Source organism: Tenacibaculum sp. XPcli2-G (genome assembly GCF_024124505.1).
GTDB lineage: Bacteria > Bacteroidota > Bacteroidia > Flavobacteriales > Flavobacteriaceae > Polaribacter > Polaribacter mesophilus.
The window spans coordinates 455,987-472,405 of the sequence record NZ_JAMXSH010000002.1 but is presented as its reverse complement, the minus strand read 5'-3'; the positions used below and the strand labels follow the sequence as shown (position 1 = coordinate 472,405).

Genomic DNA, 16,419 nt, shown 5'->3' with positions numbered 1-16,419 from the left:
AGTTTAAACAAAAAGTAATTAAATGCGAAGGTGGAGAATTGTTTGAAGTAGTACAGCAAGCAGTTTAATTTTTTATAAAAAAAACAAACCCACTTCAAAAATGAAGTGGGAAAATTGCTATGAAAAACTATGAAAAGAAACACTACTAATGCTTCTCCATAATAAAGACGTTCAGATTAGCAGAATCTTACACCACTATTTGAATTTTAACAAAAAATTATAAAAAAGTCCTGAGTAATGAATTTACTCAGGACTTTTAGATTCTACGTTTTTAACTTCCTAGAAAGTTAAAGTAGTGTTGTTGTTTTTAACAGCTTCAGCAGAAGAAGTTAAAGCAGCTTTTTCTTCCTCGCTTAAGTTAATTTCAACGATTTTTTCAATTCCGTTTTTACCTAATACTACTGGTACACCAATACATAAATCAGATAAACCATATTCTCCCTCTAATAAAGCAGAACAAGGGAATATTTTCTTTTGGTCACAAGCAATTGCTTGTACTAAACCAGATACAGCAGCACCTGGAGCATACCAAGCAGAAGTACCTAATAATCCTGTTAAGGTAGCACCACCAACTTTAGTATCTTGTTTTACTTGCTCTAATCTTTCTTCTGATAAGAATTCAGATACAGGAACAGAGTTACGAGTAGCTAAACGAGTTAACGGTACCATTCCTTTGTCAGAGTGACCACCAATAACCATTCCGTCAACATCAGAAATAGGAGCTTCTAAAGCTTCAGCTAAACGATATTTAAAACGAGCAGAGTCTAATGCTCCACCCATACCAATGATTCTATTTTTAGGTAATCCAGTCGCTTTGTGTACTAAATATGTCATAGTATCCATTGGGTTAGATACTACAATGATAATTGTGTTAGGAGATTGCTCAACTAAGCTAGCAGCTACAGATTTTACAATACCAGCATTGATTCCTAATAACTCATCGCGAGACATTCCTGGTTTACGAGCAATACCTGAGGTAATTACACAGATGTCTGATCCAGCAGTTTTGCTATAATCTCCTGTTGTTCCTGTAATTTTAGTATCAAAACCATTTAAAGAAGCAGTTTGCATTAAATCCATTGCTTTACCTTCAGCAAAACCTTCTTTAATATCAACTAAAACAACTTCAGAAGCGAAATTTTTAATAGCAATGTACTCAGCACAACTAGCACCTACAGCACCTGCTCCTACAACCGTTACTTTCATTTTATATATGTTTTTTGTAATTAATTATGTTTATAAGTGCGGAATCCGCACAAGATGCACAAAAATAGCGATTTGGCTATGGATATAAAAGAAAAACCCGTTGATATTTCAACGGGTTTGTTCTAGAGTTTATTTTTGGTAAAAATTATCTAAAACTAAAAGCAATACCTGCATTAACAGAGTTATACTCTTGTAAGGTATAACTTCCGAAGATTTTAAAGAAACCTAAACTTAAACGAGCACCTAATGTGGTGTTAAAGCTACCCGTATTAGTCTTTAAAGATAAAGGGTCAGTAACTCTTTCTTCATCTACTGGAATATTATTGAATTCGTATCTAAGAATGTAGGTTCCAAGCATATTTAGTCTGGTATTACCTCCATTATATCCTACACCTCCGTAAATATTAATAACAGGAAAGTTTAAAGATGCAATTGCTTGTACAGTATATGAATTTAGTTTAAATTCTGCAGAAGCATTTTCGGTTGATACATCACCAGAAACATCACCTATTGTATAATCAACATTCATATTGGTGTAGGCAGCTAGTAAAGAAACATGCAATGGTGTTTTATCCATAGGACCAAACCAATTGGTAATTTCTTTTTTTACTCCTATTCCAAACAATCCTCCTTTTACATCATCAGAGCCTACTTTTGGTACATATCTAACCATTGCTTCAAATTTATAAGGAAGTCCTAATCCAATTTGAACAGAAGGAGCTGGTACGGCATTAGCAGGTAGATCATCTTTAACGCCTTCAGGCATTGTAAAGTTAGCTTCAACTTCTTGTCCATTAACGGTTGTTCTATATGTTAATTCTGCAGGAGTTAGGGAATTGCTTCCAGTAACTGTTGGTGTAGTATTTTGGTTATAGGTAGTATTACTAGATAATCCTATTTTTGTTAGATTAAATATTTCATCTTCAGAAGGTACAAAAGAAGCATTAGCACCAATAGTGATATCAAAGCCAAATTTTTTGTGAACTTTAGCAGTATGATACCAGCCATTGTTCATGCTATAAATAAAACCTTTCATAGCAGGATCTAAATAAGCATTTGTTAGTTTGCTAGCGTCTTCTTTTGCTAATAAAATAGTTTCTAATTCCTGAGCTTTAACACTAAAGCTTACCATTAGAGTTAAAAGTGGTAAAAGAATTTTTTTCATAATTATGAGGATGTTGTTTTAAGCGGTAAAAATATAAAATAAAAAAAAGCTCAATAATTTTATTGAGCTTTTTTGTCGTTAAGAAATTGTTTTATGCATCAATATTCGCATATTTTGCATTCTTTTCTATGAAATCTCTACGTGGAGGAACTTCATCACCCATTAGCATAGAGAATATTCTATCAGCTTCAGTTAAATTGTCAATAGTAACTTGTCGTAGTGTTCTAAACTCAGGATTCATGGTAGTGTCCCATAATTGTTCTGCGTTCATCTCTCCAAGACCTTTATAACGTTGAATTGTTACTGATCCACCCATTTTTTGAGCAATTAAATCACGTTGATTGTCATCCCATGCATACTCGCGTTTTTGCCCTTTTTTAACTAAATATAAAGGAGGAGTAGCAATGTAAATATATCCTTGTTCAACCATTTCACGCATGTAACGGAAGAAGAATGTTAAAATTAAGGTTGCAATGTGAGAACCATCCACATCGGCATCACACATAATAACTACTTTATGGTAACGTAATTTGGTTAAGTTTAATTCACGAGGGTCGTCTTCTGTTCCAATAGTAACTCCTAATGCAGTAAACATGTTTTTGATTTCTTCATTTTCAAAAACTTTATGTTGCATAGCTTTTTCTACATTTAAGATTTTACCTCTTAAAGGAAGAATAGCTTGGAAGTTACGGTCACGACCTTGTTTTGCAGTACCACCTGCCGAGTCTCCCTCAACAAGGAATATTTCACATTGAGCAGGGTCAGTTTCAGAACAGTCTGATAATTTACCAGGTAAACCACCAATACTCATTACTGTTTTACGCTGTACCATTTCACGAGCTTTGCGTGCTGCGTGACGTGCTTGTGCAGCTAAAATAACCTTTTGAACAATGGTTTTAGCGTCATTTGGATTTTCCTCTAAATAATCCGTTAACATTTCAGATACCGCTTGTGATACAGCAGCGCTTACTTCACGGTTACCTAATTTTGTTTTTGTTTGACCCTCAAATTGAGGTTCTGCTACTTTTACAGATACAATTGCTGTCAATCCTTCACGGAAGTCATCACCAGCAATTTCGAATTTTACATTTTTAAGTAAACCAGACTCATCAGCATACTTTTTTAATGTGTGCGTTAAACCACGACGGAAACCTGATAGGTGTGTACCTCCTTCGTGTGTATTAATGTTATTTACGTATGAGTGTAAATTCTCAGCATACGAATCATTGTACACCATAGCAACTTCTACAGGAATTCCATTCTTTTCACCTTCCATAGAAATTACATCTTGAATAATCTGTGTTCTTGTCCCGTCTAAGAATTTCACAAATTCAGATAAACCTTCCTCAGAATGAAATGTTTCAGAAATATTATTCCCTTCATCATCCTGATTACGTTTGTCAGTTAACGTAATGGTGATACCTTTATTTAAGTATGCCAATTCGCGCATACGTGTAGCTAAGGTGTCGTAGTTATATTCTGTTGTTTGTTGAAATATTGATTTATCTGGTAAGAAGCTAACAATAGTTCCAGTAAAATCTGTATCTCCAATAGTTTTTACAGGGTATAAAGTTTTACCTCTTTCATATTCTTGTTGCCAAATTTTACCTTCTTTATGTACAGTTGCAGTTAAATGATCAGAAAGTGCATTCACACAAGAGACTCCAACACCATGTAGTCCACCAGATACCTTGTATGAATCTTTATCAAATTTACCACCAGCACCAATCTTGGTCATTACAACCTGTAGGGCAGAAACTCCTTCTTTTTTATGAATTCCAACAGGAATACCACGACCATTATCTTTTACTGTAATAGAGTTATCTTCATTAATATCTACTGATATTTCATCACAGTGACCAGCTAAGGCTTCGTCAATAGAGTTATCTACAACCTCATATACTAAATGGTGTAATCCTCGTACTCCAACATCTCCAATATACATGGAAGGACGCATGCGTACGTGCTCCATTCCTTCTAGCGCCTGGATACTATCGGCAGAATAATTATGTTTTTTTTCTTCGCTCATTATAAAGAGAATTAAATTAAAGTCTTTATCATAAAAAAATCGCTCGGGAGCGATTATTGTTACATTACAAATTTACGATTTTATAAACTTTAAATAAAGTTTTTAAGAGGTTTTTGTGATGTTTTATCAACAATTGCTTAAGAAATAAAAAAGCCCTTAAAACGGCTAAAAACACTTTTAAATTAGAATTTGAAGATAAATGGATAGTTTGGTCTAATCTTTTTTTATAAAAATAGCTTATTTGGCTTTAAAAATGTTTTATAAAAGTAAAGTTATAAAATTGTTTGTTTGGTGTTAAATAAATGAATTTAAATTAGTGTTTAATGGTTTTTTGTTTATGCTTTTGTAAAAAATTAACATTTTTTAAGGTTTTTGTTGTGTTTTTTGTTAATATTGAAGCTAATATTAATAAATTAAATTTTTTTTAAAATGAAAACCCCCCGAATTTTATTAGGAGCTTTATTGGCTTCTATGTTGTTTATTGGCTGTAACAATTCTGAAGAATTAGTTACTGGTTCAGAAAGTTTGACAGAAGAGCAAATTTCTAGTTTAACAAATAAGAAAGAAGCTACTTTTCAATTTATTGATTTGATGAAGAATCAAAGCTTTAAAGAAAAGACTCTTGAGTTGTTGAATAATCAGCAACCAAGTGTAGCGATGTCTAAAATTTTAAACCAAACTTCTGAGTTTGTAAGTGATGAAGAGTCATATAAAATGTTAATGTCTAAAACCACTATGTTAGAAGGTAAGGCGTCTAAAGAAGCCGCTCCTGAAAAGATAGAGATTTTGGAAGTTTGGATGCACAATGGAGAGAGAATAGAAGATTTTTCTAATGTATTATTTTCTTTTGCTCCTGAAGGAGATGAGAAAACTTGGGAGAGAGTTGAAGCGTATACAATAGATAAAGAAGTTGTTTATCTTGATCCTAAAGAAGCACCAAGTCAAACAGTTATTGTTATTGAAACTGATGGTTTTGAAGCCTTGAAGAGAGAGGTAATTTATATGAATGAGTATCTTCAAGAAAATGGAGTTCAAAACAACAGGTTTTTAAAGTCTTCATTAGATTTAAGTACTAAATCTGTTAGAAATGCTGGATTGGAAACCACGAAGTTAGATAAAATAAGATTAAATGACGATGAAGAGCCTTGGATAAGTGGTGCTGCTGAGGTATATGCAATAACATCTGGTATTAAAGATGATAAAAATAACCCTGAAATTAAGATAATACCTATGTATTATTTAGATCATGACGATACTGATTATTACCCGAATCAAATATTATTGTTTTGGGATGATTATCAATATCAAGCAGCAAATATTCAGTTATTTGAAAAAGATGACAATACAAATTATAAAGACTTAGTTTCTGCTATTGTAAATGGAGTTTTTCAAATTATAGGAACAGTTTCAACACAACCTTGGGTTAATGTTTTGGGTCAGGTTGCTGGAGCAATAATTCAAGCGATGCCTGATAGCTGGTATGCCAATAATGATGATTATGTAGATTCGTTTTATACAATTGAAAAAAATAAGAGTTACTATAATTATTATGGGGCTAGAAGAAATGCAAAGGTGAACTTATCTCCTTTTTATGTAGCTCCAAATTAAAAAATAAATTTAAAGGAATAACAAAAACCTCGCCAATAAGCGAGGTTTTCTTTACAACTAAAATTTGAAAAAAAACTAAGAATTTTTCTTAGTAAGCGTCTTCATGCACAGCTTTGATAGCTCTACCAGAAGGTTCGTTTTGGTTTTGAAAACTTTTATCCCAAGCCAGTGCAGTAGGAGTGCTACAAGCAATTGAAGGCACAGACGGAACTGTTAAAGCAGCAGTTTCACTTGGAAAATGCTCTTCAAATATTGAACGATAATAGTATTCTTCTTTAGCTCTTGGTGTTTGTGTAGGAAAGCGATGTGGAGCATTTGCCATCATTTCGTCAGTAATAGCAGCTTCTACAACTTCCTTTAAGGTGTCAATCCAGTTGTAGCCAACTCCGTCAGAAAATTGTTCTTTTTGTCTCCAAGCTACTTCTTTCGGTAAACAGCTCTCAAAAGCTTTACGTAACACCCATTTTTCCATACGTTCACCATTAATCATTTTGTCTTCTGGGTTAATACGCATTGCTACATCCATAAATTCTTTATCTAAAAATGGTACACGACCTTCAATTCCCCAAGCCATTAAGCTTTTATTGGCGCGTAAACAATCGTATTGATACAATTTATCTAATTTTCGTACAGTTTCTTTATGGAATTCTTCTGCATTAGGCGCTTTATGGAAGTATAAATATCCTCCAAAAAGTTCATCAGCACCTTCGCCAGATAAGACCATTTTTATTCCCATAGATTTAATAACACGTGCCATTAAATACATTGGAGTAGAGGCACGAACTGTTGTAATATCGTAAGTTTCCAAGTTGTAAATAACATCTTTTATTGCGTCTAAGCCTTCTTGAATAGTAAAGGTTATTTCATGATGAATAGTATCAATATACTCCGATACTTTTTTAGCTGCAGCTAAATCAGGTGAGCCCTCTAAACCAATAGAAAATGAATGTAATTGTGGATACCAAGCAGCATCTTTATCACCAGATTCTACACGTTTAGCAGCATATTTTTTTGCAATAGCAGAGGTAATGGAAGAATCCAATCCACCAGAAAGTAATACTCCATAAGGTACATCACTCATTAGTTGCCTATGAACAGCGGCTTCTAAAGCGTCACGAACTTCATCTATAGAGGTCTTATTGTCTTTCACAGCTTCGTATTCCATCCAATCACGAGAATACCATTTTTGTAATCCGTCTTCACGCGTATAATAGTGTCCTGGAGGAAAAATTTCGATTTTGTTACAAACTCCTTCTAGCGCTTTTAACTCAGAGGCCACATAAAAAGTTCCGTGTTTATCCCATCCCATGTATAAAGGAATAATTCCCATATGGTCACGAGCTACTAAATATTCATCTGTAATTGAATCGTATACAGCAAAACCAAAAATCCCGTTTAAATCATCTAAAAACTCAACTCCCTTTTCTTTGTATAAAGCTAAGATAACCTCACAATCAGATTTAGTTAAAAACTCATGTTGTTCCTTAAGTTGTTTTCTTATTTCTTTATGATTATATATTTCTCCATTAGCAGCTAAGACAAATCTACGGTCATGGCTAAATAGAGGTTGTTGTCCAGAGGCAGGATCAACAATTGCTAGTCGCTCATGTGCCATAATTGTTTTTTCATCGCTATAAATTCCACTCCAGTCTGGACCTCTATGGCGAACTTTCTTAGCCATTTCTAATAATTGAGGTCTTAATTTATCTGAAGATTGTTTTAAATCAAACGCACATACAATTCCACACATAATTTTAATTTTATTGTTTATTATAATGCAAATAACTGAATGATGTTTTTGTTTTTAAACAATTATGCTTTTTTTGGTTATATATTGTAACTTTAAAAGTTGAAAAACATATTTTAATTAACTTTAATTTGCGTTTTAAGCTATTATTATTCTACTTTTTAATTATTCTTATAACAATTATGAGAGTTTACTTTTATCGAAAAAGAAGGAAGTATAATTTTAACAGTAAAATTAGTGTTTCTTTCCTACGACTAAAATATATTTGCCGCGGTTTTTCTTTATTGTAAAGAAAATTAAAAGGGAATTAGGTGAGAATCCTAAACTGTACCCGCAACTGTAAACTTAGTCTATTAAAATTATAGATACTTGTTATTTCTTACGCCACTGTTTTTACGGGAAGGTAGTAGCAAGATGTTAGTCAGGAGACCTGCCAAAATTTAATTCATTGCTTTTCTTTCGGGTTAAAAGAAGAAGCAGTAAAGAACATTTGAAATATAATGTTTGTATTTTTTTGTTTTCAGAAACTTTAAATTTAATTATAATAATGATACGTAATTATAGTATTGTATTGGTATGTTTAATATCAGTTTTTTTTTCATGTTCAAGTGATTCAACGAAACAAGAACCAACTCCAATTTATGATAATTCTTTTATACTAAGTTATGAGGGGGACAAAACAGTGGTAGGGCATTTAGATGAAAGTCAAGTTTTTACCCCAAATGTATATGAGTCTCTAAATAAAAATTCAATATCTTTTACAAACTTTGAAAATAGTTTATTCATAGTGTCTCAAGACGGACCTAATTTTGTTACAAAATTAAACTTAAAAGATCTTGCAGAAGAAGTAACAGTGACTACATCTAAGGTAAGTAGCCCTTCGTACTTGGCCATGTACTCAGAAACTGATGGAGTAATCATTTCTACTGGTGGAAGAGGAAGACGAAGAACATATGATTTATCGTTTTTTAATGTAAGTGAAGGAGTGAAAGATAAAATTGATGGAGTTTCTTCAAAAGTATTGTTTTCAAAATCAGGAGTATTGGTAGATGGAGAAAACATATTGATTGCTGACGATAAAGAGTTGAAAGTATTAAATATCAAAGATAAGTCAATAAAAACCACAGTAATATTTGATGATGTAATTTCAGGAATCTTAAAAGATAAAAACAATAAAATTTGGATAGGAACTGAGAAAAGAATTGGAGATGCTAAGTTTGTAAGTTTGACAACTGATTATGGTATTGATGAAATGGTTACATTAACAGGAGTGAATTTATATAAGAATAGTATGCTTTCTTTAAGTGAGTCAGGTAGTTATGTTTATTGGTCAGAAGTGTCAACAGGAGTGATTCACCGTTTTAACACAGAAACAAAAAAAGCAGAAGAATTTATTAATCCAACTACAGAAGGAATAATGCTTACAACTGTTATAAGAGAGCATCCTATTACAGAAAAAGTATATGTTTTAGGCGCAGAAGATTTTTTTGATACGGAAAAAAGTATACTTACTATATATAATGAAGATAAATCTGTTTTTAAAACTGTAAAAGGAATAGGTAACTCGCCAATAGATATTTTCTTCTCTAAAGAAGATTTTTCTGTAAATTAAGTATTGTTTATTTATTTTTAATACAAAAAAGTTTGTAAAATCAAAATCACTTTATACATTTGTAGCATAATGATAAAACAACAATTAAATAACTGGTGGTGGAAAACTCATAACTTACGTTAGTGAGACCATCTTGTTATATCTATAATACAACGAAAAGGCTTATCTCATGATAAGCCTTTTTTGTTTTTTACATATTAAATAAAATGAAAAAAATTACCTTTAAAACAATAGCAAAAAAACAATTGGCAGATATGATAACGCCAGTTAGCTTGTATTTAAGAACAAGAGACAAGTATGCGAATAGTTTGCTGTTAGAAAGTTCAGATTATCATAGTAAAGAAAATAGTTATTCGTTTTTGTGTATAGAACCTTTGATAACCATCAAGGCAGAAAATGATGAATTGTTATTGTCGTATCGAAAAGAAGAATTAGAAAGAGAGCCTATTCAAAGAAATTTTTATAAGAAGTTTGATGCGTATAGCAATGTTATTTCGATAAATTGTTCAGAGGAAATAAAATCATTTAATGGATTGTATGGTTATACAACTTTTGATGCGGTTCAATACTTTGAAAAAATTCAGTTAAAATCAAATAAAGCTCCTTCTGAAATTCCAGTATTACAGTATAGCTTTTTCCGATTTATTGTAGCAATCAATCATTTTAAAAATGAAATGATTTTGATAGAAAATATACCAGAAGGAGAAGAATCTCGATTATCAGAAATAGAAAACTTAGTAAACTCTCAATCTTTTGCTAAATATGACTTCGTTTTTGAAGGAGAAGAAACTTCGAATATCACGGATGAGGAATTTAAGCAAAGTGTAACAAAAGCAAAAGAACACTGTAAAAGAGGAGATGTTTTTCAGTTGGTTTTATCACGTCAATTTCAACAAAAATTTAAAGGAGATGAATTTAATGTGTACAGAGCATTACGCTCTATAAACCCTTCTCCATATTTATTCTATTTTGATTATGGAAGTTTTAAGTTAATGGGATCTTCGCCAGAAGCACAAATTAAAATAACAGATGGACAAGCAATTATAAACCCAATTGCAGGAACCTTTAGAAGAACAGGTGATGATGAAAAAGATAGGGAGTTGGCAAAAGAGTTAGCAAATGATCCGAAAGAAAATGCAGAACATGTAATGTTGGTTGATTTAGCAAGAAATGATTTAAGTAAACATGCAACTAATGTAACAGTTGAAACCTATAAAGAAGTACAGTATTTTAGTCATGTAATTCATTTGGTATCCACAGTAACAGGTAAAATTACAGGAAACCCGATAGAAATTGTAGGAGATACATTTCCAGCAGGAACATTAAGTGGAGCACCAAAATACAAAGCCATGGAATTGATAGATACATACGAAAATCAAACCCGTGGATTTTATGGAGGATGTGTTGGTTTTATTGGACTGAACGGAAATGTAAATCAAGCCATAGCAATTCGTTCTTTTGTAAGTAAAAAAAATACCTTGTTTTACCAAGCAGGTGCAGGAATTGTAATCAATTCAAAAGAAGAAAACGAACTACAAGAAGTAAATAATAAGTTAGCAGCACTTAAAAAAGCATTGGTGTTAGCAGAAGAAATATAAAATTAGAATTGAGATGTTTGTATTTACATGTAGGATATACATGTTTTATTATTACTCAAACCTCAATACTCAATACTATAAATATGAAGATATTAATATTAGATAATTACGACTCATTTACCTATAATTTGGTACATTATGTGGAGGATATAACAGGAAAGTTGCCAGATGTGTATCGTAACGATGAAATTTCAGTAGATGAAATTAAAAAATACGATGCTATTATTCTGTCACCAGGACCAGGTATTCCTGATGAAGCAGGTATTTTAAAGGAAACTATAAAAACCTATGCAGGTAAAATTCCAATTTTTGGAGTGTGTTTGGGTTTGCAAGCAATAACGGAAGTTTTTGGAGGTAAGTTAGAAAACTTGAACGATGTATTTCATGGAGTAGCTACTGAAATGAAAGTGACTAAAAATAATGCAATTACCTTTAAAGATATTTCAGAAACTTTTGAAGCTGCACGTTATCACTCTTGGATTGCTTCACACAACAACTTTCCTGAGGAACTAGAAATAACAGCAGTTGATGAAGAAGGAAGCATTATGGCATTACGCCATAAAGAATTTGCTATTGAAGCAGTACAGTTTCACCCAGAAAGTATTTTAACTCCAGACGGAAAAAAAATGATTCAGAATTTTATTGCTTTTGCCGAAAGCCAAAAGCCAAAAGCTTAAAGCTATTGATATGAAAAAAATACTAAACACCCTATTTGAACAAAAACGATTGACCAAGGAACAATCGAAAGAAGTTTTGATAAATATTGCACAAGAAAAATACAATGCTTCACAAATAGCTGCATTCATTACCGTGTTTTTAATGCGACCAGTTTCGGTTGATGAATTATCAGGGTTTAGAGAAGCTTTATTAGAATTAGCGATAAAGGTAGATTTATCAGACTTTAACACGATTGATTTATGCGGAACAGGGGGAGATGGGAAAAATACGTTCAACATTTCAACATTAACCTCATTTATTGTGGCTGGAACAGGACATAAAGTTGCAAAACATGGAAATTATGGTGTGTCTTCTGCATCAGGTTCTTCTAATATGTTAGAGTTTTTAGGATACAATTTCACAAATGATGAGACTACGTTAAAGCGTCAGTTAGAAGAAGCAAATATTTGTTTTTTACACGCACCACTATTTCATCCGGCGATGAAAGTTGTAGCACCTATTCGAAGAGAATTAGGAGTAAAAACATTTTTTAACATGTTGGGGCCATTGGTAAATCCAAGTCGTCCACAAAATCAATTGGTGGGCGTATTTAATTTAGAGGTTGCCAGAGTGTACAATTATATGTTGCAACAATCTGAAGTAAATTATGGTGTGGTACATGCATTAGATGGGTACGACGAAATATCGTTAACAGGAGATTTTAAATTATTTACAAAAGAGGCAGAGCAACAAGTTTCTCCATCTGATTTAGGACAAAAACAAATTGCTCCATCGGCTATTTTTGGAGGCAATACCGTTAAAGAGGCTGCAGATATATTTGTAGATATTATTAATGGAAAAGGAACAGAAGCTCAAAATAATGTGGTATTAACCAACGCGGCATTTGCCTTAAAAACTTTTAATAAAAATAAGCGTTTTGAAACCGCATTTGAAGAAGCAAAAGATTCGTTATTAGGGTTAAAAGCAAAACAATCGTTAGAAAAATTAGTAAATTAAAATAAAAAAACGTCATTCCGAACGGACACTGAGCGTAGTCGAAGTGGTAGTGAAGGAATCTTTCTGTAAAGAAAATAATTTAGATTACTTCATTTTGTTCGCAATAACAAAAAGAATATAAGATGACTATTTTAGATAAAATAATAGCCTTTAAAAAACAGGAAGTAGCAAAAATAAAAGCTGAAGTAGCTGTTAAAAAATTGGTAGAAAGCCCGAATTTTAAAAGACAACCAATTTCTTTGAAAAAATCATTATTGGAGCCTTATTCAACAGGAATTATAGCAGAGTTTAAACGTCAATCGCCTTCTAAAGGAATTATCAATGACAAAGCAACGATTACTGAAGTAACGAATGGATATTTAGATGCTAATGTAGCAGCACAATCAATCTTAACCGATACTTCTTTTTTTGGAGGTACCATGGCAGATTTGATGGAAGCACGAGTAATTAATCAACAAAAACCCATTTTAAGAAAAGATTTTATTGTTGATGGGTTTCAAATAGTAGAAGCTAAAGCAATTGGTGCTGATGTGGTGTTGTTAATAGCTACTTGTTTGACAGCTGAACAATTGAAGAATTACGGTCAGTTAGCAACAGATTTAGGATTAGAAGTCTTATATGAAATCCATACCCAAGAAGATTTAGATAAAATTGGAGATCTGGATAATAAAATTATAGGAATTAACAACAGAAACTTAAAGACGTTTGAAGTTGATTTAGAACATTCAATAAATTTAGCAAGTCAAATTCCAGATACAGTTGTAAAAGTTTCAGAAAGTGGAATTTCAGACCCAAGGATTATAACAGGGTTAAAAGAACATGGTTTTCATGGTTTTTTAATAGGGGAAAACTTTATGAAAACAGAAAATCCAGGACAAGCATGTCAAGAATTTATCGATCAAATTAGATAATGTCAGTTCGAGTGAATTTATGAGGAACGAATAAATTAGTATCGAGAACAAGTACTTCTCGATACAATTTTCTCACAAAGTCGAAAATTACTCGAAGTGACGAAATACAAATAATATGAAACTAAAAGTTTGTGGAATGAAGTTTATAGAAAATATTCAGCAAGTAGCTGAATTACAACCTGATTATTTAGGGTTTATTTTCTATGAAAAATCATCAAGAAATTTTGAAGGCATCATTCCGAAACTACCTAAAGGAATCAAAAAAGTAGGTGTTTTTGTAAATGAGTATTTGGAGATTGTAGTTTCTTTAGTTGAAGAATATCAGCTGGATTCGGTTCAGTTGCATGGAGATGAACCTGTTGAATATATTCAAAAATTAAAGGGGCATTTACCAAAACTAGAAATTATTAAGGTGTTTGGAATCAAAGACAAATTTAATTTTGAGATATTAAAACCTTATGAAGAGGTAATAGATTATTTTTTGTTTGATACCAAAGGTAAAGAGCGCGGAGGAAACGGAGTAACTTTTAACTGGCAGGTTTTGAGAGATTACAATTCAACCAAACCTTACTTTTTAAGCGGAGGAATAGGCTTAGAAGAGGTAGGAGAATTACAATCCTTTCTTAAAAGAAAAGAATCACAATACTGCTTTGCCATTGATGTGAATAGCAAGTTTGAAACCAAGCCAGGAGTAAAATCAGTAGAAAAAATAAAAAAGTTTAAAAAGCTAACGGCTAACAGCTAAAACAAATTATATGAAATTTCAACCAGACAATAACGGATATTACGGACAATTTGGAGGAGCATTTATACCAGAATTGTTATACCCAAACGTAAAAGAATTAGAAGATAATTATATAAAAATTATAGAATCTGAAGAATTTCAAGAGGAATATAAAGATTTATTAAAACACTATGTTGGTCGTCCAAGTCCTCTGTATTTAGCAAAAAGGTTATCAGAAAAGTATGGAGCAGCTATTTATTTAAAAAGAGAAGATTTAAATCATACAGGCGCGCATAAAGTAAACAATACCATTGGTCAAATTCTAATCGCAAAACATTTAGGAAAAACTAAAATTTTAGCAGAAACAGGTGCAGGGCAACATGGAGTGGCTACAGCTACAGTATGTGCCTTAATGGGATTAGAATGCGTTGTTTTCATGGGAGAAACTGATATTCAACGTCAAGCGCCGAATGTAGCCCGTATGAAAATGTTGGGTGCTAAAGTAATACCAGCAACTAGTGGAAGCAAAACCTTGAAAGATGCTACGAATGAAGCCATCCGTTATTGGATTCAGCATCCAGATACCTATTATTTAATAGGCTCTGTGGTAGGTCCACATCCGTATCCAGATATGGTAGCGCGATTACAAGCAGTGATTTCAGAAGAAATGAAAGTACAGCTAAAAGAACAAACAGGGAAAGAAAATCCTGATACTATTATAGCTTGTGTAGGTGGAGGAAGTAATGCAGCAGGTGCTTTTTATCATTATTTAGAAGATGAAGAAGTGGAACTAGTTGCAGTTGAAGCAGCAGGATTAGGAGTGAGTTCTGGAGAAAGTGCAGCAACGTCACAATTAGGGGAAGTAGGAGTTATTCATGGGAGTAAAACCATTTTAATGCAAGATGAATACGGACAAATTGTAGAACCCTATTCAATTTCGGCAGGGTTAGATTATCCAGGAGTGGGACCGTTACATGCTTATTTGCATGAAACAAAACGAGCAACATTTATGAATGCTACGGATAAAGAAGCATTAGAAGCTGCTTACGAACTAACAAAAATAGAAGGAATTATTCCGGCATTAGAAAGTGCACACGCATTAGCAGTATTACCAAAAATGTATTTACAAAAAGATCAGGTGATTGTGGTGAATTTATCAGGTAGAGGTGATAAAGATTTAGAAACGTATATAAAACATTTAAGCTAATAGTTAAAAAGAATGTCACATCGAGTGAATTTGAGAGGAACGAATAAATTTGTATCGAGATGTAATAAGTTCTCGATACGATTTTCTCCTAAAGTCGAAAATCACTCGAACTGACAAAACCATAGAAAATGAACTCAATTCAACATATATTCAATAAAAAGGAAAACAATTTATTATCAATTTTTTTTACCGCAGGTTTTCCAAAACTAGAAGATACTACAAAAGTTATTGCTAAGTTAAGTAATAGTGGAGTAGATTTTATAGAAGTAGGTTTGCCATATTCTGACCCACTTGCAGATGGACCAACTATTCAGCATAGTAGTGATGTAGCGTTGAGAAACGGTATGAATCTCGACGTGGTTTTTGAACAGTTGTCTTCTATAAAAGAAACGAATAAAACGCCATTAGTAGTGATGGGATACTTGAATCAGATTATTAAATATGGAGAAGATAAATTCTGTCAAAAAGTAAAGGACTGTGGCATTGATACGGTAATTATTCCCGATTTACCAATGGTTGAATACGAAAATCACTATCAGCAGTTATTTGAAAAATACGGAATTACAAACGTGTTTTTAATCACTCCACATACTTCAGATGAACGTATTCGTAAGATAGACTCTTTAACAAATGCTTTTATTTATGTAGTTGCTTCGGCATCTATTACGGGAGCCAAAGGTGAAGTTTCATCAGCACAAATAAATTACTTTAAAAGAATTCAAGCGATGAATTTGCAAAGTAAGTTGATTGTAGGTTTTGGTATTTCAGATAACAAAACTTTTACTACAGCTTGCGAGTACATGAATGGAGCTATTATAGGTTCAGCTTTTATTAAAGAATTAGAAAAAAATGGGATTGAAGAGATAAGTAATTTTGTGAGAACTGTTAAGAACTGTTAATATATTCCTAATTTTAAGAGAATTTTAGTCATAATAAAG

Annotated in this window: 13 protein-coding genes and 1 riboswitch; of the genes, 9 read left to right on the top strand and 4 right to left on the bottom strand. The window is 32.5% G+C overall.

All coding sequences use genetic code 11. The features are described from left to right. Window positions 1-279 precede the first annotated feature (279 nt). The 3 genes from mdh to gyrB form a co-directional block, all read right to left on the bottom strand. A complete protein-coding gene (gene mdh, locus NH341_RS06795) occupies window positions 280-1,206 on the bottom strand; it encodes a malate dehydrogenase (protein WP_073181642.1) in 927 nt (308 codons plus the stop codon). Between the two features lie 145 nt (window positions 1,207-1,351). Beyond that, complete coding sequence (locus NH341_RS06790) at window positions 1,352-2,371, bottom strand: DUF6588 family protein (protein ID WP_073181637.1); 1,020 nt, start codon at window positions 2,369-2,371, stop codon at window positions 1,352-1,354. 91 nt (window positions 2,372-2,462) lie between these two features. After that, window positions 2,463-4,400, bottom strand: coding sequence for a DNA topoisomerase (ATP-hydrolyzing) subunit B (gene gyrB / locus NH341_RS06785; RefSeq protein ID WP_047788474.1), 1,938 nt, complete (start codon window positions 4,398-4,400; stop codon window positions 2,463-2,465). A 429-nt stretch (window positions 4,401-4,829) separates the two neighbouring features. On the opposite strand from gyrB, the gene NH341_RS06780 reads away from it, so the two are divergent. Then, a complete protein-coding gene (locus NH341_RS06780) occupies window positions 4,830-6,008 on the top strand; it encodes a DUF3103 family protein (RefSeq protein WP_253056145.1) in 1,179 nt (392 codons plus the stop codon). 88 nt (window positions 6,009-6,096) lie between these two features. On the opposite strand, the gene asnB is transcribed toward NH341_RS06780, so the two are convergent. Continuing rightward, on the bottom strand, window positions 6,097-7,758 hold the full coding sequence (gene asnB, locus NH341_RS06775; protein WP_047788473.1) for an asparagine synthase B: 1,662 nt from the start codon (window positions 7,756-7,758) through the stop codon (window positions 6,097-6,099). Between the two features lie 251 nt (window positions 7,759-8,009). After that, a riboswitch (cobalamin riboswitch) is annotated at window positions 8,010-8,208 on the top strand. A gap of 94 nt (window positions 8,209-8,302) precedes the next feature. Here asnB and NH341_RS06770 point away from each other — a divergent pair. The 8 genes from NH341_RS06770 to trpA all read left to right on the top strand — a co-directional run bounded on the left by NH341_RS06770 (window position 8,303) and on the right by trpA (window position 16,380). After that, window positions 8,303-9,367 (top strand): hypothetical protein, encoded by a 1,065-nt coding sequence (locus NH341_RS06770; protein ID WP_253056143.1) that lies wholly within the window; start codon window positions 8,303-8,305, stop codon window positions 9,365-9,367. 206 nt (window positions 9,368-9,573) lie between these two features. Next, on the top strand, window positions 9,574-10,965 hold the full coding sequence (locus NH341_RS06765) for an anthranilate synthase component I family protein (protein ID WP_047788471.1): 1,392 nt from the start codon (window positions 9,574-9,576) through the stop codon (window positions 10,963-10,965). An 83-nt stretch (window positions 10,966-11,048) separates the two neighbouring features. Then, window positions 11,049-11,642 carry an aminodeoxychorismate/anthranilate synthase component II gene (locus NH341_RS06760; protein WP_047788470.1) on the top strand — a complete coding sequence of 198 codons (594 nt, stop codon included), beginning with the start codon at window positions 11,049-11,051 and terminating at the stop codon, window positions 11,640-11,642. Between the two features lie 10 nt (window positions 11,643-11,652). Next, window positions 11,653-12,639: an anthranilate phosphoribosyltransferase gene (gene trpD / locus NH341_RS06755; protein WP_047788671.1), complete on the top strand. Its 987-nt coding sequence runs from the start codon at window positions 11,653-11,655 to the stop codon at window positions 12,637-12,639. 122 nt (window positions 12,640-12,761) lie between these two features. After that, the gene (gene trpC, locus NH341_RS06750) at window positions 12,762-13,550 is read left to right on the top strand and encodes an indole-3-glycerol phosphate synthase TrpC (protein ID WP_047788469.1); all 789 of its coding nucleotides are present in this window, start codon (window positions 12,762-12,764) and stop codon (window positions 13,548-13,550) included. Between the two features lie 115 nt (window positions 13,551-13,665). Next, a complete protein-coding gene (locus NH341_RS06745; RefSeq protein WP_082118614.1) occupies window positions 13,666-14,295 on the top strand; it encodes a phosphoribosylanthranilate isomerase in 630 nt (209 codons plus the stop codon). Window positions 14,296-14,305: 10 nt separating this feature from the next. Beyond that, window positions 14,306-15,481 (top strand): tryptophan synthase subunit beta, encoded by a 1,176-nt coding sequence (gene trpB / locus NH341_RS06740; RefSeq protein WP_173359880.1) that lies wholly within the window; start codon window positions 14,306-14,308, stop codon window positions 15,479-15,481. 128 nt (window positions 15,482-15,609) lie between these two features. Then, window positions 15,610-16,380, top strand: a complete 771-nt coding sequence (trpA, locus tag NH341_RS06735; RefSeq protein ID WP_253056141.1) for a tryptophan synthase subunit alpha — start codon at window positions 15,610-15,612, stop codon at window positions 16,378-16,380. The last annotated feature ends 39 nt before the right edge of the window (window positions 16,381-16,419 follow it).